Here is a 17,742-nt window from a genome sequence, read left to right as displayed (position 1 = left end):
AAAAGGCAGATTGTAGCGCAATTTGCTATAATCACGCCCCAGCTTATCAACAGAAAGTACAAATTTTTATGTGGTTCAAACAAGTTACCTTTTATCCGATTAACACGCAAACCCTGCCCGATTTAGAAACCGTTGCCAACAAACTTACCGAATGCGAATTTGCCCCCATCACAGGCTTGGATTGGTTTAGCGAAGGTTTTGCCGCACCACACGGTTTTTCGCCCGAATTGGTTTTTCCTGCCGATTTCACTTGGTCGGTATCGCTCAAAAAAGCCGAAAAAGTCTTGCCTGCTGCGGTGGTACGCGATATTTTGGACGACAAAGTCGCGCAAATTCAAGATGCCGAATCACGCCACATTGGTCGCAAAGAAAAACAAGAATTAAAAGAACAAATTACAGACGATTTATTGCCGCGTGCGTTTACCAAAACCAGTCGCAGCCAAGCGATTATGGACACGCGCCACGGCTTTTTGTTAATCAACGGCGCAGGCAGCAAAGCCGAAAACACGATTGCCAAATTGCGCGAAGCCTTGGGCGGATTGGAAGCACGATTGCCACAAACCAAGCAATCGCCCAGCAGTTTGATGACCGATTGGCTGTTGCGCGGTGGCTGCGATGGCGGCTTTGAATTGGACGATTCGTGCGAACTAAAAGGCTCGGGCGATATTGTTCCCACGGTTAAAATCGCCAAACAGGATTTGACAGCAGAAGAAGTAACCCAGCATTTGCACACAGGCAAAACCGTCACCCAGCTTGGCTTGGTGTGGCGTGACCAAATCGCGTTTGTGCTAACCGAAGAATTTGCAATTAAACGCATTCAGTATTTGGACGTGTTGCAAGAACAAGCGGAACAGCATGGCGATGACGCGGCAAGTTTGGCGTTTGCCAGCCAAATTTTGACGGCAGAAAGTTTGTCCACGATGATTTTGGAATTGGTGGGCTGTTTGGGCAGTTGGCAGGAGTAAATCCATAACGCAAAATATAGTGCAGGCTGCTTTTGAGTAGCCAAAAAGCAGCCTGCACATTCCAATCTCACAAAAAAGACATCATCATGAAAAAATACTTAATCTCTCTATTTCTATTGGCGATGCAGCCTGCACTTGCCGACACGCTTGCCTACAATGGTTGCCAATATCAAGGCGAAGTCGTGCAACAAAAACCGCACGGCAAAGGCACGCTCACTTGCCGCGATGGGCGCATTTATTCGGGCGAATTCAAACACGGACAATTTCACGGCAAAGGACAATACATCGTCCCCAATCAACACAGCTTATCTATTGCGCCCTTTGGCATGAACAGCGACAAAATCAAAGGCATGGTGCTGGTTGGCACGTTTGTCAACGACATGGCGAACGGCAAATTCAAGGTGTATCAAGACGGTAAACATCTTTTTAATTTTACGTTTGAACGTGGCATTGCTAAATCGATGACATTGGCTAAATAAGGAAAAAATATGAGCATTAAATCCGACAAATGGATTCGCCGCATGAGCGAACAACACGGTATGATTGAGCCGTTTGAACCCAATCAAATCAAAGGAATCAACGGTCAAAAAATCATTTCTTATGGCACGTCAAGCTATGGCTACGACATTCGTTGCGCCAATGAATTTAAGATTTTTACCAACATCAACAGCACGATTGTGGACCCAAAAAACTTTGATACGCGCAATTTTGTTACGGTGGAAGACGATTTTTGCATTATTCCGCCCAACTCGTTTGCCTTGGCACGCACGGTGGAATATTTCCGCATTCCGCGCAATGTGCTGACCGTGTGCTTGGGCAAATCCACTTATGCACGTTGTGGCATTATTGTGAACGTAACTCCGTTTGAGCCTGAATGGGAAGGCTATGTTACGCTGGAATTTTCCAATACTACGCCGCTGCCTGCCAAAATTTATGCTGGCGAAGGCGTGGCGCAAGTGCTGTTTTTTGAAAGCGATGAAGTGTGCGAAACATCGTACAAAGACCGCAACGGTAAATATATGAGACAGACTGGGGTTACCTTGCCCAAAGCGTGAGTAAAGTGAAATCGCAATGGTACGGCGTTGCCAACGTCCTTATGTGCCATTTGCACACAGCGGACGTTGTTGCCTTGCCCCATTTTTATTTCACTTTACTCTATCGCAAAATATGCAGGCTGCTTTTTATTTATTTGATACCACGAATCCTAACCCATGTCCGACCCCAATCAAATTGACGCTTATTCCAACCTAATCCATGCGCTGCGCGTGTTGCCCAATGTGGGCGTGAAAACCGCACAGCGCATGGCATTTGCCTTGCTGCAACAAAACCGAGATGGTGCAGCACAACTCTTGTCTGCGCTGGATTTGGCGTTAAAGCAAATCCACAACTGCCAGCTATGCAACACGTTTTGCCAAGACGATTTGTGCCACACTTGCACCGACCCGCGCCGAGATTCGCGCCGTTTGATGATTGTGCATATGCCTGCCGATGTGTCGGCAATGGAATTGGCACGTTGTCATGACGGCTTGTATTTTGTGTTGATGGGACAAGTCAGCCCCACGCAAGACATGGATTTGAGCCACATTGCGCTAGACAAATTGGTCGCGCGAATCGCCCAACATCCTGTGGACGAAATCATCATCGCCACCGCATTCACAGCCGAGGGCGATGCCACGGCGTATGTTTTGTCGGAATTGTTTGCTAATCAACCATATAAAATCAGTCGTTTAGCGCGTGGTATGCCACTGGGCAGCGAGCTGGAATATGTGGACGCTGGCACGTTGGCGCAGGCGGTATATGAACGCCAGTTGCTGCAAAACGGAGAGTCGTCATGATAAGCAGTTGGCTGGTGTGGCTGCTGTTTAGCTGGCTATCGCTGTGGCAAGTCAATCAACCCGCGCAAGCCGAAGTGTTGCCGCCTACTCAAAAAGTGCAGGCTGCTTTGGTAAGCAAAAACACGCCCTACTCTATTTTGCGCGACTCGCAACGCTTGCAACACGCACAAACCAGCCTTGCCGCCTTGCCCGAATTAAAAAACCAGCCGATTGAAGTCTTCCAAAAAATAGATTTTTTTGACGGCACACGTCCGCGCATTGAATTGGCAATCCGCTCGCACCAATCGCCCAATCAACTGGTTTTTTATACGTTTGAACACGATAAGTGGACGGCATCACCCGTTGAGCATGGCAATTTAAATCCACAAGATAATGCAAAAATGCTGCGTTTGAGTGATGTTTCTTTTGTGCAGGCTGCTTTGGTCGCGCAAATATGGCAAGACAAAGCGCGTGAAATCAAGGCAGTAGAGCAGCAGCCGTATTATGTGTCGCTGGTGTGGTTGCCCAAGCAAAACAAGCGATTTTGGCACACGGCAACGCTGGAAGCAGCAGGCGCACAATATTATTTGAGCTGCCACGAAAACGGCGATGTATGGGAATGGAAACGCTTGGCTGGCAATGCGGCAGACGATAGCTAATCATGATGTATTGATTAAATACAAACAACACGAAAGGAATCGTATGAAAAAAAATCATTTGTTTAACCAGTTTGTTATTTTTAACGACTGCGTGTAGCACAGGAACATCAGCCATTTCAGGGCAAACGTCAGGCATTTGGCAAGATGCCGATGGCAAAAAATTTGAAATTCAACGCAATCCCAAAGAAGCCTATGATTTTATGGTAACTTCAATTGACACGCCCAAAGAATTGCAACCCACAATGGCAGGGGCATTTTATTATTCAAATTGTCAAATAACCGTTAATAAATGGGCAGGGGCAAATACGAAAATGAGTTATATTTTGCCGATTGATTTTCACAAAGTTAAAGAAAATGTGTATTGGCAACGGTTTATAAAGACGCTTTAAGCGCGTAAATTGGAACGCGGTTCTGCATCAAACGAATTGGCTGGGTTACGCTTTTCCGCATCAAAGCAGCCTGCACATTAAATCTACCAAATGTGCAGGCTGCTTTTGTATTTAAATCTTGTTATGATGCGATTTTTGTCACAGAAAGTTCAATCATGAGCCTAAAAACACAATTAACCGAAGACATGAAAGCAGCCATGCGTAGCAAAAACACGCTGGCATTGTCCACGATTCGTTTGGCAAACGCAGCCATTAAGCAGTTTGAAGTCGATGAGCGCGTGGAAGCGGACGATGCCAAAGTGCAAGCCATCATCAGCAAAATGATTAAGCAGCGCAAAGACAGCGCGACAATCTATTTGCAAGCCAATCGCCAAGATTTAGCCGACCAAGAAAACGCCGAAATTGCCGTGTTGCAACACTATTTGCCCAGCATGATGTCGGCAAACGAAATCGCCCAAGCAGTGCAGGCTGCTTTGGTAGCAACGGGCGCAACAGGCATGGGTGATATGGGCAAAGTCATGGGCATTTTGAAAACGCAATTAGCAGGCAAAGCCGATATGGGCGAAGTTAATCGCATTTTAAAAAGCAGCCTGCAATCAAAATAAAGGATAAATTATGCAAAAAGTCATCGCCATAGATGGGCCATCGGCATCGGGCAAAGGCACAGTTGCCGCACGCGTTGCCGCCGCATTGGGTTGGGCGTATTTGGATTCGGGCGCGTTGTATCGCCTGACTGCGCTTTATGCCTTGCAACAAAACATCGCGTGGACAGACGAAAACGCCGTTGCCCAATGTGCAGGCTGCTTGCCTGTTGTGTTTGATGGGCAACGTATTTTGTTGGCAGAACAAGATGTTAGCCAAGCCATTCGCACCGAACAAATTGGCATGGGCGCGTCTACCATTGCTGCTTTGCCAGCCGTTCGCGCCGCTTTGTTGCAACGCCAACGCGACTTTTTAACCGAACAAGGCTTGGTTGCCGATGGGCGCGATATGGGTTCTGTTGTATTTCCGCAAGCAGCCTGCAAAGTTTTTTTGACCGCTACACCGCAAATTCGCGCCGAACGTCGTGCCAAGCAAATCGGCATAGAAAACAGAGGTTTAGAATTTGATCGCATTTTGGCAGACATTATGGCGCGAGACGAAAACGACCGCCGTCGCAGCGTTGCGCCGTTACAGCAGCTTGATGACGCGCATTTGCTGGATACGTCCAACCTGACGATTGAGCAAGCGGTGCAGCAAGTTTTGGATTGGTATCACGAAAAAAACGGCTAAAAAAGCTATTCAAAATCAAAAAAATGGCGTATAGTTCGCGGTTTTATTTTTGCCGATGCGCCAAGGGCTTCGGCATTTCAACAACACAACTCGCACGCCTTGGCAGTGCAATGAAAGCAAATCCAACATGGAAAATTTTGCCCAATTATTGGAAGAATATTCAGCAACCCAAGAAATGACTTACGGTGAAGTGATTACTGCCGAAGTGGTTGATATTACTGATAAATTTGTAATCGTAAACGCAGGTTTGAAATCTGAGTCTTTGATTGACGTTGCAGAATTCAAAAACGCGCAAGGCGAATTGGAAGTTAAAGTAGGCGACTTCGTTACTGTAACCATTGAATCAGTAGAAAACGGCTTTGGCGAAACCAAATTATCTCGCGAAAAAGCGCGCCGTGCAGCAGACTGGATTGCTTTGGAAGAAGCAATGGAAGACGGCGAAATCTTGTCTGGCGTAATTAATGGCAAAGTAAAAGGCGGCTTGACTGTGATGATTAACAGCATTCGCGCGTTCTTGCCAGGTTCTTTGTTAGACGTTCGTCCAATCAAAGACACATCACACTTTGAAGGCAAAGAAATCGAATTCAAAGTGATTAAATTAGACCGCAAACGCAACAATGTTGTGGTATCTCGCCGCGCTGTGTTGGAAGCAACTTTGGGCGAAGAGCGCAAAGCATTGATGGAAAACTTGCAAGAAGGCACCATCGTTAAAGGTATCGTGAAAAACTTGACCGACTACGGTGCGTTTGTTGATTTGGGCGGTATTGACGGCTTGTTGCACATCACAGACTTGGCATGGCGTCGTGTTAAACACCCAAGCGAAGTGTTGGAAATGGGTCAAGAAGTTGAAGCCAAAGTATTGAAATTCGACCAAGACAAACAACGTGTATCTTTGGGCTTGAAACAGTTGGGCGAAGACCCATGGGACGGTTTGGCTCGTCGCTACCCACAAAGCACTCGCTTGTTCGGTAAAGTGTCTAACTTGACTGAATACGGTGCATTCGTTGAAATCGAACAAGGCATCGAAGGTTTGGTTCACGTTTCTGAAATGGACTGGACAAACAAAAACGTTCACCCAAGCAAAGTTGTTCAACTGGGCGACGAAGTTGAAGTGATGATTTTGGACATTGATGAAGACAAACGTCGCATCAGCTTGGGCATGAAACAATGCCAATCTAACCCTTGGAAAGATTTTGAAGCCAATTACAGCAAAGGCGACAAAATCAAAGGCGCAGTAAAATCGATTACTGACTTTGGCGTGTTCATTGGTTTGCCTGGCAACATTGATGGTTTGGTTCACTTGTCTGACTTGTCTTGGACAGAGTCTGGCGAAGAAGCGGTTCGCAAATACAAAAAAGGCGAAGAAGTGGAAGCCGTTGTATTGGCGATTGATGTGGAAAAAGAACGCATTTCTTTAGGCATCAAACAGTTGGAAGGCGACCCATTCAACAACTTCTTGGCAATGAACGACAAAGGTGCTTTGGTTAAAGGCGCGGCTAAATCAGTTGAAGCCAAAGGTGCGGTTATCGCATTGGCAGACGAAGTAGAAGGCTACTTGCCTGCTTCTGAATTTGACAGCGAGCGCGTTGAAGACTTAACCACTAAATTGAAAGAAGGCGATGAAGTGGAAGCGGTTATCGTAAATGTGGACCGCAAAAACCGTAGCATCAAATTGTCTGTTAAGGCAAAAGATGCCAAAGCCAATGACGAAGCGTTGAAAGCGGCTCAATCTGCTGCACCTGCAAATGCTGGTACAACTAGCTTGGGCGACTTGTTGAAAGCGTCTTTGGGAAAAAACTAATTAAGGTATTGATATTATGACCAAATCAGAGTTAATGGCTCACTTGGCAGAGGTGTTTGCAGAACGCAACGCGGATTCCGAGTTGCAGTCCAAAGACATTGAATACAGCGTAAAAGTTTTGGTGGATACCATGACTCGTGCGTTGGCAAAAGGTCAGCGTATTGAAATTCGTGGTTTTGGTAGCTTTGATTTGAATCATCGTCCGCCACGCATTGGTCGTAATCCAAAAACAGGCGAACGTGTGGAAGTACCGCAAAAGTATGTGCCACACTTTAAGCCTGGTAAGGAATTGCGCGAACGTGTAGATGAATCTGCGGCGTAATACGTTTATCTGCTAAATAAGAAAACCGTATCTATTGCAAAATAGATACGGTTTTTTGTTGTTCAAAAAAGTGCAGGCTGCTTTTTAACATTCGGCAATCGCAAACGCGCAAATATAATCCCGCTCATCGCTTAAACTAATGTGAACACGGCGAATGTTGCGCTCGCCAAGCCAAGTTTGCAGTTCGGGTGCAAACGCTAATTCTGGCTTACCCGATTCATCATGCACCACCGAAATATGTCGCAGGCTCACAGGCTCGCGCACGCCTGTTCCTACTGCTTTGGCAAAGGCTTCTTTGATGGCAAAGCGTTTGGCAATCAAGCAAACCATATCAGAGCAGCCTGCACTTTGCTGGTATTCGCTGGGGCTTAATACGCGCCGTGCCAGCGCATCGCCGTATTTTTGATGCAGGCTGCTAATGCGTTCGACTGCCAAAATATCTGTGCCGATGCCGTAAATCATAAGCCACCGCGTGCGCGATACATCGCGTCTTTCATTTGGGTGATGGCAGCTGGCAAGCCCAAAAATACTGCTTGTGCGATAATGGAGTGCCCGATATTCAATTCCACAATCTCGGGAATTTGGGCGATGGGCGCAACGTTGTGAATGGTCAAGCCGTGTCCTGCGTTTACGGTCATGCCCAAGCTGGCGGCAAATTTGGCGGCTTCGGCAATGCGTTGGCGTTCTTGTTCGCGCTGCGCTGGGGTTTCGGCATCGGCATACGCGCCTGTGTGCAATTCAATCACACGCGCACCTGCGTCATACGCGGCTTGAATTTGTGCTTTGTCTGCGCCAATAAAAATCGACACGCGAATCGAAGCAGCCTGCAATTTTTCGACATAAAAACGTACTTTGTCTTGCTGTGCAATCACGTCCAAACCGCCTTCTGTGGTTACTTCTTCGCGTTTTTCTGGCACGATGCACACGTCTTCGGGTTGCACAACAAGCGCGTTGGCAAGCATTTCTTCGGTCATTGCCATTTCCAAGTTCAGGCGTGTGCGAATGGCTTGTTTAATCGCAAACACATCGGCATCTTTAATATGACGGCGGTCTTCGCGCAAGTGCAGCGTAATCAAATTCGCGCCATGCGTTTCGGCAATGAGCGCGGCTTCGAGTGGGCTGGGATAGGATACACCACGCGCGTTGCGTAAGGTTGCCACGTGGTCAATGTTGATACCTAAAAACATAGTTTTCCTTTAATTGAATAGTGTGTCGAAGTCTGCATTATAGAGAAATAGCCTATTTTTGTGCAGGCTGCTTACTAATAGATTTAATAATCATGTATGAATTGATTTGTATCAATACGCAAGCAGCCTGCATATTTATAATGGCGCACAGTCAGTCAGGTATGGGGCTGCGGGTAGTAAACAGTTTAATTATTTTTTTTGGAGAATAATCATGGATGTGTTTGCTCAATTATTCAAATCGCCAGTGGGCATGATGTCTTTGGCAACGATTGCTTTTATTATCGTGATTGCGGTCTTTATGTTTTTTTGGGTGAAAAAGCAAGCCGATAACGATAAAAAATAAACCGAATTTTCAATTTCCTCTTGATGTGTGTGTGTTTGGGTGTAGGTGAATAATCTACACCCCTTTTTTTGTTACAAAAAGCAGCCTGCATATAGAAAACAAACAGAATTTTGCTAGAAAAAACAGTAACAATACATTAAAATTCATGTCATATCCACATAAACCACGCATCAGAGTTCAATATGACATTTCTATTACTTTCCACCTTTATTTATCTTGCTTTTGCAGTTGTTTCGGTTTTGGTATCGCAAAAATTGGGTTTAGGCTCGGTTTTAGGCTATTTAATGGCAGGCATCGTGATTGGCCCAATGTTGGGGTTTGTTGGTAAAGAAACCGAATCGATTCAACATGTTGCCGAATTTGGCGTGGTGATGATGCTGTTTTTGGTGGGTTTGGAACTCGCACCGCAAATGTTGTGGCAGTTGCGCCATAAATTATTGGGCTTGGGCGGTTTACAAGTGGGCTTGTCGCTTGCTGCTATTGCAGGAATTGCCATTGCTTTGGGTTATTCGTGGCAAATTGGCGTGGCGGTCGGCTGCATTTTGGCTTTGTCTTCTACCGCCATCGTGCTGCAAACTTTTAACGAAAAACAATTATTGCCCACGCAGGGCGGACAAGCTGGTTTTGCTGTATTGCTGTTTCAAGACGTTGCCGCGATTCCCATGCTGGCGTTGATGCCGTTGTTGGCAGCATCGGGCATTCGTTCTACTGGCGATGCAAGTCACGGCACGAACTTATTGGCGCATCAACCTGCATGGATTGTGGCTTTGGTCAGCATCGCTTCCATTGCTATTATTATTGTTGCCGTGCGTTATTTAGTGCCGTTTGCGTTTAAATTTATCAGCAAACACCGTGTGCACGAAATGTTTACCGTATTTACTTTAACGCTGGTGGTTGGCATTGCCACGCTCATGTCATCGATTGGCTTGTCGCCAGCATTGGGCGCGTTCATTGCAGGTGTTGCGCTGGCAAACAGCAGCTATCGTCACGAAATGGAAAGTTATCTAGAACCATTTAAAGGCTTGTTTTTAGGTTTATTTTTTATTACCGTTGGTGCAGGCATGAACTTTGGTTTGCTGCAACACAAATTTTTCCCCATCATCGGTATGACATTGGGCTTGTTGCTGGTTAAAGCATTGATTTTGTGGATTTTGGGCAAAGTATTTCGCTTGCCTCCATTGGCGGCCAAATTGTTCGCATTGAGTTTGGCACAAGCAGGTGAATTTGGATTTGTGTTGCTGTCTATTGCCAAACAACACGCCGTTTTGCCTGCCGCTGTCCACGATAGAATTGGCTTGGTCATTGCTTTGTCTATGGTTTTGACACCGTTACTGTTTATTTTTTATGACAAAGTACTCGCCCCCAGAGCGATTGAAACCGAAAACGAAGCCCGCCAATCGGACGACATTCACGAAGAAAACCCTGTTATTTTGCTGGGACACGGACGCTTTGGTCAGCACGTCAATAGCATTTTGACGGCGTGTGGCTTTCGCACCACCGTGATTGATAACCACGCAGAAATGGTGGAAGGCTTGGCAAAATTTGGCATCAAAACCTATTATGGCGATGCGACGCGCCCAGAATTGCTCGGCTCGGTGGGGTTGGCAAAAGCCAAATTGTTGATTGTTACTGTGGGCGACCGACACAAAAGCACCGAAATTGTTGAATATGTGCGCCGTCATTACCCCAATTTGCGGATTATTGCACGTGCCTACGACCGTGCTCACGCTTACGAATTGCATCACGCAGGCGCAGATTACATTATTCGCGAAATTGTCGATTCTGCGATTCGTGGCGGACGCATTGCGTTGGAAAAACTAGGGCTTGCGCCAGAACAGGCGCGAGAGTTGGTCAAATTCTATGCTGCACGAGACCGCTATCTGTCTGACCAAGTGGCAGAAGTGTTTAACCCCAATGTCCCCATTTTTGCCCAAGATGAGACGATTGAAGTCGTCCGCAGTATTGATGGCGAAACCAAGAACATGATTCAGGCTTTATTGCGTGGCGAAAAAGTGGATTGGGAAGAAAAACACGAAAACGAGCGCACTCAAATGAAACAGGGTATTTCGTAATCAAGTAATAAAGTGCAGGCTGCTTTGAAATTCAATTCAAGGCAGCCTGCACTTTTTATATGGTTTCCACACTAAAACTACGTTCCAATTTCTGCCATTGTTCGCTTTCCGTTTGCAAGGCAGACGAGGTGAGCGGATTGCTATCCAACCAATTTTGCGAAATTTTTAGCACATATTCGCCTGCATTTTTTTCTTGCAACACCGTGCGCAGTGGCAATTCCAACGGCAAGCGGGCGCGGCAGAACAGCACGGCAAGTCGCAACGCCAAAATGGAATGCCACCACATGGGTTCATGGTTGGCTAAATCGCCCATTTTTTTCAAATCGCCACGATGCCCCAGTGTGAGTTCGGACAACAAAGTTTGCTCGGAGCGCGAAAAGCCTGGCATATCCGCCTGCGCCAAAATGTATGCCGTGTGTTTGTGGTACGCCGTGTGGGCGATGTCTATGCCAATTTCGTGCAACAATGCCGCCCAGCGAACGTAGTCTGACCAATAGCCCAGTTCTTGCACGGTTGCCGTTTGCGCCAAGTTATACAAGAAATAGCCAGCCAATTTGGCAACGCGCTCGGCTTGGTTAGTGCTGACGTGGTAGCGTTGTTGAAATTGGGCGGTGGTTTGGTCACGCAAATCTTCTTCCAAATTGCGTCCAATCATGTCATAGAACACGCCATCGCGCAGCGCGGCTTCGGTAAACTGCATTTCGGCGATGTCTAGCTCTTCAAAAGCAGCCTGCAATACGGCAAGTCCGCCTGCAAACACTTCCACACGCTCGGGTTTTAAACCGTCCAATTTGGCTTTTTTGACCGAACCTGCTTCAATGATGCGGTTGGCAAGTTGGCGCATTGCGTCCAGCGTGATGCCTTGCCCCAAGCCCTGCGCGATAATCACGTTGACGATGGATTTGGCTGAACCAGAAGTCCCCAAAGCCACGTCCCAGCCTTGTCGTTTGTAGATTTTGCTGATGCGTTGGATTTCGCCACGCGCAGCGTTAATAGCAGCCTGCATGTCTTTTTGCGTGATTTTGTTATCAAAAAAGCGTTTGGAATAAGTAACGCAGCCCAAAGGCAGGCTTTCGGTGTGCGTGGGTTGCAGGCTGCTTCCCAAAATGAACTCGGTTGAACCGCCGCCAATGTCAATGACCAATAATTTTTGCCCGTTGGACGGATAGGTGTGAATCACGCCTGTGTAGATTAACCGCGCTTCTTCGCGCCCTGCCACCACTTCAATCGGAAAGCCCAATGCTTGTTCGGCTTGCGGCAAAAAGCTGCGGATATTTTTTGCCACGCGAAAGGTGTTGGTTGCGACCACGCGCACATTTTCGGGCGAAAAACCGCGCAGGCGTTCACCAAATTGCGCCAAACATTCCAAAGCGCGTTGCTGGCTGGCATCGTCTAGCATTTTGTTGTTGTCCAAACCGCCAGCCAAGCGCACCATGTGTTTGATGTTTTCAATCACTTGCGGCTGACCTTGATTGTTTTGGCAAATTTGCAAACGAAAGCTGTTTGAACCTAAATCTACCGAAGCGAGCATAGGAAGAGCATTCATGTGAAAAATCCTTGTTGGGAATGGAAAATAAATAGTGCAGGCTGCTTTGTTAATCGCTATCGTTTACGCCACCCCCAAATCACGCAAAACCAAATCCGCTACATCATCGGCACTATTGGGCAAAGCCAATGTTCGCGCTTGCGTTGCCCATTGCAGACATTGTTCGCGGTTGAGCTGTTGCAAAATATTCGCCAAATTTTCGGCATTGAGCTGATGTTGTGACAACAACAAACCTGCGTTTGCCGATACCATGTGTCGCGCATTGGCAGTTTGGTGGTCATCAACCGCCTGCGGAAACGGCACGAGCAACGCGCCTACGCCTGCTGCGGTTAATTCGGCAATCGTCAGTGCGCCTGCACGACAAATCAACATATCGGCATCGCGATAAACCGCCGTCATATCATGTACAAATTCCACGCATTCGGCAGACACGTTGGCTTGTTGATAAGCAGCCTGCACTTGTTCCAAATTGCCGCGCCCCGATTGATGCGTGATGTGTGGACGTTGCGATTCTGGCAACAAAGCCAAAGCGGTAGGCACGATTTGATTCAACGCCTGTGCGCCCAAGCTGCCACCAATCACAAAAATGCGTAACGCGCCTGTGCGCTGTGCAAAGCGTTGTTCGGGCGTGGGCAACTGAACGATTTCGGCGCGAACGGGGTTGCCAACCAAACCATCTGGATATTGCGGAAACGCACTCGGAAATGCCGACATTACGCGCGTTGCCCATTGCGCCAAGCGTTTGTTTGCCATGCCTGCCACCGCGTTTTGTTCGTGGACAAAAATCGGCAAGCGCAATAATTTTGCCGCCAAACCACCAGGAAAGGTAACAAATCCACCAAAACCAATCACGGCATCAATTTGATGTTTTTTGATGATAGATTTAGCAGCCTGCACGCATTTTGCCAACATAAACGGCAACTCGAGTTTACGCAGCAAGCCTTTACCGCGCACGCCTTTCATGGCAATGGTTTCCAGCGTGATGCCGTGTTGTGGCACAAGGCGTTCTTCCATGCTGCCGACGCTGCCCAGCCACACCACGCGATGTCCACGCGCTTGCAAAGATTGCGCCACCGCAAGCGCAGGGAAAATGTGTCCGCCTGTGCCACCTGCCATCAGCAAAAAGGTTTTAGGGTTGTTCGGGTTCATGATTGGTCTCGCTTGTGTCTGTTTTTTGCAATTCTTTGGGGTCGGTTACGCAAAATCCGCGTAATTTGCGACGGTTTTCGTAATCCACGCGCAGCAGTATGGTAAACGCAATCATCATGATGATGAGCGATGAACCGCCGTATGAAATCAGCGGCAAGGTTAAGCCTTTGTTGGGCAAAAAGCTAATGTTCACGCCCACGTTAATAAACGCCTGCGCGGCAACCCACACGCCAATGCCGACTGCCATAAACGAATTAAAGTGCAATTCTAAATCTCGCGCTTGTTTGCCAATGGAAAAGGCGCGCCAAATCAGCCAAACATATACGCCAATCAACACGGCTACGAACAACAAGCCCAGCTCTTCGCCAATAACCGCCAAAATGAAATCGGTATGTGCTTCGGGCAAAAAGCCGCGTTTGAAAATCGCATTGCCCAAGCCTTCGCCAAACAAACCGCCACGCTCCATAGACAGCAGCGAGCCTAAACCTTGATAACCTGTGCCTGTGGGGTCATTCCACGGTTGCCACATCACTTCCACGCGGCGTAAACGGTATTCGTTACCAAAAATCGCTGCCAGCGCAGCCAAAATCGCAATCACAATCGAACCCAAAAACCATGTTTTGGGCATATTGGCTAAAAATAGTAGGCTAATAAAAATGCCAAATACCACTACCACCGAGCCTAAATCTCGTGTCAAATAGGTCAAGGCGCAACCGATGGCAATGGGAATTCCCACCACCATAACGCGCTTGAAGTCATGCAAAATATCCACTTTGCGCTTAAAAAAGCCTGCCATATACATAATAGTCGCCAATTTAAACAATTCGCTGGGCTGGAATTTGATGCCCAAAGGGGTCGGCAACCAGCGTTTTGCGCCATTTACAGTTTCGCCAATCGCTAATACGGCAATCAAGCAAATCGCTGTGGCATAAATCAGGTATTTTGACCAACGCTGCCATCGCCACATGGGAACGCGCATCAACAAATACGACAACGCCAAGCCAGCCGCCGCAAATTGTGTTTGTTTGAATAAAAAATAAGCACGGCGGTCAAAGTCGTGCAAACCAGCCTGCGCTGCCGATGCGGAATACACCATTACCAAGCCAAAACACAATAGGCACAGCAACACCCAAACCAAAGTTTTGTCGTAGCTGTAACCATGGCGCAGGAGATTACGGTCAAATAATTTGGTTTCGGTTTGATTGGGCAGATTGTGCAGCCAAGCAGGAAGAGAAAAAAGCGATTTCATGTGTTGAATGACGAAAAAATAATTTGAGTGCGTATTGTAGCAGCGATTGCGGTATTTGGTATTTGCTTATTGCGTAAAAAGTGCAGGCTGCTTTTTCCATTTCAAAGCAACCTGCACTTTATGTTGCGTGATTTAACCAATCAGTTGTTTCAACACTTCCGCTTTTGCCGAATCATAATCTTGTTGCGAAATCAAACCGTTATCCAGCAATGTTTTGAGTTTGCTCAACTTGGTTTGTGGGTCATCGCCAGATGCCGAAGCAGCCTGCACAGGTTGTGTGGCTTGTGCAGGCTGCATCATGCCAGCCATTGCGCCTGCCATCGCCTGACCAATGCCTGCGCCCACGCCCAAACCTGCGCCAATGCCAGCCAATCCACCTTCGTTTTGCGCTGCCAACGGAATCGCCTGCGCGGTTTGAAATTGCGTGTATTTGCCCAAATCGCCCACAATGCCCATGCTCATGCGGCTGTCCAACGCTTTTTGAATGGCTTCGGGCAGCGTAATGCTTTCCACCGTGAAGCTTTCCAAAGCCAAGCCCAATTTGGCGAATTCGGGTTGCAGCAATTCGGTCATTTTTTGCGACAACAATACTTGGTTTGCCGCCATATCCAAAAACGGTACGCCCGATGTAGCAAACGCGGTTGCCATTTGCGTCATGGCGATGTTTTTGAGTTGCGATTCCAGTTGCTCGCCCGAATAGCTTTCCACCACGCCCGACACTTCTTTAAAGAATAAAGCTGGGTCGACAATGCGATACGAATACATGCCAAACGAACGCAACTGCACCACTCCAAAATCGGTATCGCGCACGGTTACAGGTTGCGCCGTACCCCAACGCTTGCCGATTTGTTGGCGCGTGTTGAAAAAATACACATCGGATTTGAATGGCGATTCAAAGAATTTGTCCCAGTTTTTTAGGTTGGTCAAAATCGGCAGCGTTTGCGTTTTGAGCGTGTAACGTCCTGCGCCAAACACGTCTGCCGTGATGCCTTCGTCCACAAACATCGCCGCTTGGCTTTCGCGCACGGTCAAACTTGCGCCGTTTTGGATTTCTTGGTCGGCAATGGGAAAACGCCAAACCAGCGTGTTTTCATCGGGCGATTGCCATTGAATCACATCAATAAACTGCTTGCGAATAAAGTCAAACATAAAAATCCTTTCGTGAAAAAAGTGCAGGCTGCTTTGTATATCCATTCAGAAAATCAAGCTAACAAGGCGACAACGCCCGCCGTGTATGTATGATACATAAGGGTGTTGGCAACGCAGTTAGGTTGATTTTATGAGTGGATATTAATCTACCAAGCAGGCTGCATTCAACAAACCAATCGCGATAGAAATCGCACACAAAAACGTGCCAACGGCAACATTATTGTGTTCCAGCTCCGAAATTGCATCGGGAATAATGCGCGTGCTAACAAAAAATAGCCCAATTTGCACCACGCCTGCCAATACGCCCCAAACGACGAAATTAACCAGCCCAACGCTGTGAGTCATTGCCGACACCAGCGCGGCGCAAAAACCAATCAGCGCACCGCCAAACGACAAGGCGCAGGCAAGATTGCCGCTTTTAATCAGCTCCAATTCGCGTGGCGGCGTGATGCGCGTGTAGAGCGCGCCGAAAATGCCCGTCATCAGCAAGGCGGCAAATAGGTATTGCAGATACAAAAAATATTGACTGAATGTAAACGACATAAGCAATTCCAAAATGATTGATAAACAAAAGCAGCCTGCAAATTATAGTGCAGGCTGCTTTTAAATCAAACCTATTTAATTGAATTATTTGCAAACAAAGCTATTGGCATCGTTTTCATCACCACAAACATAGGTCGCGATTTTGGGATACGCGCACAAAGGCTGGCTTTTGCCTGCAAACGCTTTGCCTTTTGCCAACATGGATTCGGAAGCTTGTCCGCGTTCGTGCCAGTTTTCCAACGCGGTGAGTGGGTCAAAATCGTCCAAAGCTGGGCCGCCACCGCCTTAAAATAAGAATTTGCCGTTCCAGTTGGCAGGCAAGCGCATTTGAAAGCCAATCGCATACGGTTTGCCGTCTGCACCTGTGCGGCGGTTGATTTCGCCTTCTACTACGCAATGTGCGCCATAAACCACATCTTTGCCACTGGCAGACGAGCCCGTTAATGCGGCTTGGTCATCGGCAGGTAATTTGCCTTCGTTTACCCATTGAGCGCGTGTGATGGCGGTTTGATAAATGTTTGCCTGTTGCAGCGATGTATTAAAAGTGAGTCAAGGCGGAATATACATCATAAAAAATGGACTTGTCTTATTTTGTAAAACCAGTATAATTCGCGTTTCTTTACGCGGACGTGGCGAAATTGGTAGACGCACTGGATTTAGGTTCCAGCGCCGCAAGGCGTGAGAGTTCGAGTCTCTCTGTCCGCACCATATACCATATTATAAATCAATAACTTACAAATTTTTGGGGCAAGTTTGGGACAAAAGTTGATTTAATAATACAAAAAAGCAGCCTGCAACCATTGCAAAAAAATGCAACAGTTACAGGCTGCTTTTCAGTTGTCGGCATAATCTCCCTAACTCAACTATCACGATTATCCTGACAATGCGTTACACCTGCATACCGTCCATTTCAAAACGGCGCACAAACAACACATCAGAATCGCCAAAACCAGCCGCAGGAAGCGACAAAATTTCCAATTCCAGCGCATCTACTTTTGCCGTGTGTGGACGCTCGGTAAACAAAAACGCAAATTGCGTAAACGCATCAACCGCACCGCCCAAATCGTCCAGCGCACCTACGCCTTTTTCCGATGTCAAAACCTTGCTAGTCGCATTGTCATAAGTAGATGGTGGTGTCCTGAAAAGTGTGCTGTAAAAAAATAAGCAATAAAAAAGCAGCGAAAACAGAGTATATTTGAGTGTGTGAAAACAGAAATAACTCTAACTTGTCCTCGCTGCCAAGGACAAAATATAAAGAAAAATGGCTACTCTGGCAATCGTA

At 47.2% G+C, this 17,742-nt stretch carries 20 protein-coding genes, 1 tRNA gene and 1 pseudogene; 12 read left to right on the top strand and 10 right to left on the bottom strand.

Annotated features, from left to right (window positions below):
- Positions 1-68 precede the first annotated feature (68 nt).
- From BQ5809_RS04810 to BQ5809_RS04765, 9 genes are all read left to right on the top strand, one after another.
- On the top strand, positions 69-965 hold the full coding sequence (locus BQ5809_RS04810) for a recombination-associated protein RdgC (RefSeq protein ID WP_003786446.1): 897 nt from the start codon (positions 69-71) through the stop codon (positions 963-965).
- An 86-nt stretch (positions 966-1,051) separates the two neighbouring features.
- A complete protein-coding gene (locus BQ5809_RS04805) occupies positions 1,052-1,444 on the top strand; it encodes an MORN repeat-containing protein (RefSeq protein ID WP_003786444.1) in 393 nt (130 codons plus the stop codon).
- A 9-nt stretch (positions 1,445-1,453) separates the two neighbouring features.
- On the top strand, positions 1,454-2,020 hold the full coding sequence (gene dcd, locus BQ5809_RS04800) for a dCTP deaminase (RefSeq protein WP_003786442.1): 567 nt from the start codon (positions 1,454-1,456) through the stop codon (positions 2,018-2,020).
- A gap of 156 nt (positions 2,021-2,176) precedes the next feature.
- Positions 2,177-2,800, top strand: coding sequence for a recombination mediator RecR (recR, locus tag BQ5809_RS04795; RefSeq protein ID WP_003786438.1), 624 nt, complete (start codon positions 2,177-2,179; stop codon positions 2,798-2,800).
- Entirely contained in the window at positions 2,797-3,438 is a 642-nt protein-coding gene (locus BQ5809_RS04790; RefSeq protein WP_003786437.1) for a hypothetical protein, read from the top strand. Before recR ends, BQ5809_RS04790 begins: the two co-directional genes overlap by 4 nt.
- Before the next feature lie 544 nt (positions 3,439-3,982).
- Complete coding sequence (locus BQ5809_RS04780; protein WP_003790679.1) at positions 3,983-4,432, top strand: GatB/YqeY domain-containing protein; 450 nt, start codon at positions 3,983-3,985, stop codon at positions 4,430-4,432.
- A 10-nt stretch (positions 4,433-4,442) separates the two neighbouring features.
- Positions 4,443-5,099 carry a (d)CMP kinase gene (cmk, locus tag BQ5809_RS04775; RefSeq protein ID WP_003786432.1) on the top strand — a complete coding sequence of 219 codons (657 nt, stop codon included), beginning with the start codon at positions 4,443-4,445 and terminating at the stop codon, positions 5,097-5,099.
- 55 nt (positions 5,100-5,154) lie between these two features.
- Positions 5,155-6,900, top strand: coding sequence for a 30S ribosomal protein S1 (rpsA, locus tag BQ5809_RS04770; protein WP_080561228.1), 1,746 nt, complete (start codon positions 5,155-5,157; stop codon positions 6,898-6,900).
- Between the two features lie 16 nt (positions 6,901-6,916).
- Entirely contained in the window at positions 6,917-7,222 is a 306-nt protein-coding gene (locus tag BQ5809_RS04765) for an integration host factor subunit beta (RefSeq protein ID WP_003786429.1), read from the top strand.
- 84 nt (positions 7,223-7,306) lie between these two features.
- On the opposite strand, the gene acpS is transcribed toward BQ5809_RS04765, so the two are convergent.
- Both acpS and pdxJ read right to left on the bottom strand, forming a co-directional pair.
- A complete protein-coding gene (acpS, locus tag BQ5809_RS04760) occupies positions 7,307-7,684 on the bottom strand; it encodes a holo-ACP synthase (protein WP_003786427.1) in 378 nt (125 codons plus the stop codon).
- A complete protein-coding gene (pdxJ, locus tag BQ5809_RS04755) occupies positions 7,681-8,409 on the bottom strand; it encodes a pyridoxine 5'-phosphate synthase (protein WP_003786425.1) in 729 nt (242 codons plus the stop codon). The genes acpS and pdxJ overlap by 4 nt, the downstream gene beginning before the upstream one ends.
- 211 nt (positions 8,410-8,620) lie before the next feature.
- Between pdxJ and BQ5809_RS10290 the strand changes: the two genes are divergently transcribed.
- Positions 8,621-8,752: a DUF3149 domain-containing protein gene (locus BQ5809_RS10290; protein WP_072141383.1), complete on the top strand. Its 132-nt coding sequence runs from the start codon at positions 8,621-8,623 to the stop codon at positions 8,750-8,752.
- 182 nt (positions 8,753-8,934) lie between these two features.
- The gene (locus BQ5809_RS04750) at positions 8,935-10,824 is read left to right on the top strand and encodes a monovalent cation:proton antiporter-2 (CPA2) family protein (protein ID WP_003786420.1); all 1,890 of its coding nucleotides are present in this window, start codon (positions 8,935-8,937) and stop codon (positions 10,822-10,824) included.
- Positions 10,825-10,879: 55 nt separating this feature from the next.
- Here the strand turns inward: BQ5809_RS04750 and ppx are convergent, their stop codons facing one another.
- The 7 genes and pseudogenes from ppx to BQ5809_RS11255 all read right to left on the bottom strand — a co-directional run bounded on the left by ppx (position 10,880) and on the right by BQ5809_RS11255 (position 16,874).
- A complete protein-coding gene (gene ppx, locus BQ5809_RS04745) occupies positions 10,880-12,370 on the bottom strand; it encodes an exopolyphosphatase (protein WP_003786418.1) in 1,491 nt (496 codons plus the stop codon).
- 63 nt (positions 12,371-12,433) lie between these two features.
- A complete protein-coding gene (murG, locus tag BQ5809_RS04740; RefSeq protein WP_003786416.1) occupies positions 12,434-13,519 on the bottom strand; it encodes an undecaprenyldiphospho-muramoylpentapeptide beta-N-acetylglucosaminyltransferase in 1,086 nt (361 codons plus the stop codon).
- Positions 13,500-14,768 (bottom strand): putative lipid II flippase FtsW, encoded by a 1,269-nt coding sequence (gene ftsW / locus BQ5809_RS04735; protein ID WP_003786414.1) that lies wholly within the window; start codon positions 14,766-14,768, stop codon positions 13,500-13,502. Before ftsW ends, murG begins: the two co-directional genes overlap by 20 nt.
- 132 nt (positions 14,769-14,900) lie before the next feature.
- Positions 14,901-15,917: an SPFH domain-containing protein gene (locus tag BQ5809_RS04730; RefSeq protein WP_032134096.1), complete on the bottom strand. Its 1,017-nt coding sequence runs from the start codon at positions 15,915-15,917 to the stop codon at positions 14,901-14,903.
- A 141-nt stretch (positions 15,918-16,058) separates the two neighbouring features.
- Positions 16,059-16,460, bottom strand: coding sequence for a DUF350 domain-containing protein (locus BQ5809_RS04725; RefSeq protein WP_003786412.1), 402 nt, complete (start codon positions 16,458-16,460; stop codon positions 16,059-16,061).
- Between the two features lie 84 nt (positions 16,461-16,544).
- Positions 16,545-16,730, bottom strand: a pseudogene (locus BQ5809_RS04720) (tannase/feruloyl esterase family alpha/beta hydrolase); the annotation flags it as partial.
- 15 nt (positions 16,731-16,745) lie between these two features.
- Positions 16,746-16,874, bottom strand: a complete 129-nt coding sequence (locus BQ5809_RS11255) for a hypothetical protein (RefSeq protein ID WP_003786407.1) — start codon at positions 16,872-16,874, stop codon at positions 16,746-16,748.
- Between the two features lie 209 nt (positions 16,875-17,083).
- Between BQ5809_RS11255 and BQ5809_RS04715 the strand changes: the two genes are divergently transcribed.
- Positions 17,084-17,168: transfer RNA gene (locus BQ5809_RS04715), tRNA-Leu, on the top strand.
- Between the two features lie 180 nt (positions 17,169-17,348).
- Here the strand turns inward: BQ5809_RS04715 and BQ5809_RS04710 are convergent.
- Entirely contained in the window at positions 17,349-17,558 is a 210-nt protein-coding gene (locus BQ5809_RS04710; protein ID WP_032827693.1) for a hypothetical protein, read from the bottom strand.
- Positions 17,559-17,742 lie beyond the last annotated feature (184 nt).

Source organism: Kingella kingae ATCC 23330, from assembly GCF_900111845.1.
Classification (GTDB): domain Bacteria; phylum Pseudomonadota; class Gammaproteobacteria; order Burkholderiales; family Neisseriaceae; genus Kingella; species Kingella kingae.
The sequence above is the reverse complement of the archived record's forward strand: the minus strand, read 5'-3'. Positions and strand labels throughout refer to the sequence as shown.

Bases quoted from the DNA above. Each gene is read 5' to 3' on its own strand.
- BQ5809_RS04810 (WP_003786446.1), top strand. From the start codon at position 69: ATGTGGTTCAAACAAGTTACCTTTTATCCGATTAACACGCAAACCCTG.
- ftsW (WP_003786414.1), bottom strand. From the start codon at position 14,768: ATGAAATCGCTTTTTTCTCTTCCTGCTTGGCTGCACAATCTGCCCAAT.
- recR (WP_003786438.1), top strand. From the start codon at position 2,177: ATGTCCGACCCCAATCAAATTGACGCTTATTCCAACCTAATCCATGCG.
- BQ5809_RS04725 (WP_003786412.1), bottom strand. From the start codon at position 16,460: ATGTCGTTTACATTCAGTCAATATTTTTTGTATCTGCAATACCTATTT.
- rpsA (WP_080561228.1), top strand. From the start codon at position 5,155: ATGCGCCAAGGGCTTCGGCATTTCAACAACACAACTCGCACGCCTTGG.
- BQ5809_RS04780 (WP_003790679.1), top strand. From the start codon at position 3,983: ATGAGCCTAAAAACACAATTAACCGAAGACATGAAAGCAGCCATGCGT.
- pdxJ (WP_003786425.1), bottom strand. From the start codon at position 8,409: ATGTTTTTAGGTATCAACATTGACCACGTGGCAACCTTACGCAACGCG.
- murG (WP_003786416.1), bottom strand. From the start codon at position 13,519: ATGAACCCGAACAACCCTAAAACCTTTTTGCTGATGGCAGGTGGCACA.
- BQ5809_RS10290 (WP_072141383.1), top strand. From the start codon at position 8,621: ATGGATGTGTTTGCTCAATTATTCAAATCGCCAGTGGGCATGATGTCT.
- BQ5809_RS04805 (WP_003786444.1), top strand. From the start codon at position 1,052: ATGAAAAAATACTTAATCTCTCTATTTCTATTGGCGATGCAGCCTGCA.
- cmk (WP_003786432.1), top strand. From the start codon at position 4,443: ATGCAAAAAGTCATCGCCATAGATGGGCCATCGGCATCGGGCAAAGGC.
- BQ5809_RS04730 (WP_032134096.1), bottom strand. From the start codon at position 15,917: ATGTTTGACTTTATTCGCAAGCAGTTTATTGATGTGATTCAATGGCAA.
- ppx (WP_003786418.1), bottom strand. From the start codon at position 12,370: ATGAATGCTCTTCCTATGCTCGCTTCGGTAGATTTAGGTTCAAACAGC.
- BQ5809_RS04790 (WP_003786437.1), top strand. From the start codon at position 2,797: ATGATAAGCAGTTGGCTGGTGTGGCTGCTGTTTAGCTGGCTATCGCTG.
- BQ5809_RS04765 (WP_003786429.1), top strand. From the start codon at position 6,917: ATGACCAAATCAGAGTTAATGGCTCACTTGGCAGAGGTGTTTGCAGAA.
- dcd (WP_003786442.1), top strand. From the start codon at position 1,454: ATGAGCATTAAATCCGACAAATGGATTCGCCGCATGAGCGAACAACAC.
- acpS (WP_003786427.1), bottom strand. From the start codon at position 7,684: ATGATTTACGGCATCGGCACAGATATTTTGGCAGTCGAACGCATTAGC.
- BQ5809_RS04750 (WP_003786420.1), top strand. From the start codon at position 8,935: ATGACATTTCTATTACTTTCCACCTTTATTTATCTTGCTTTTGCAGTT.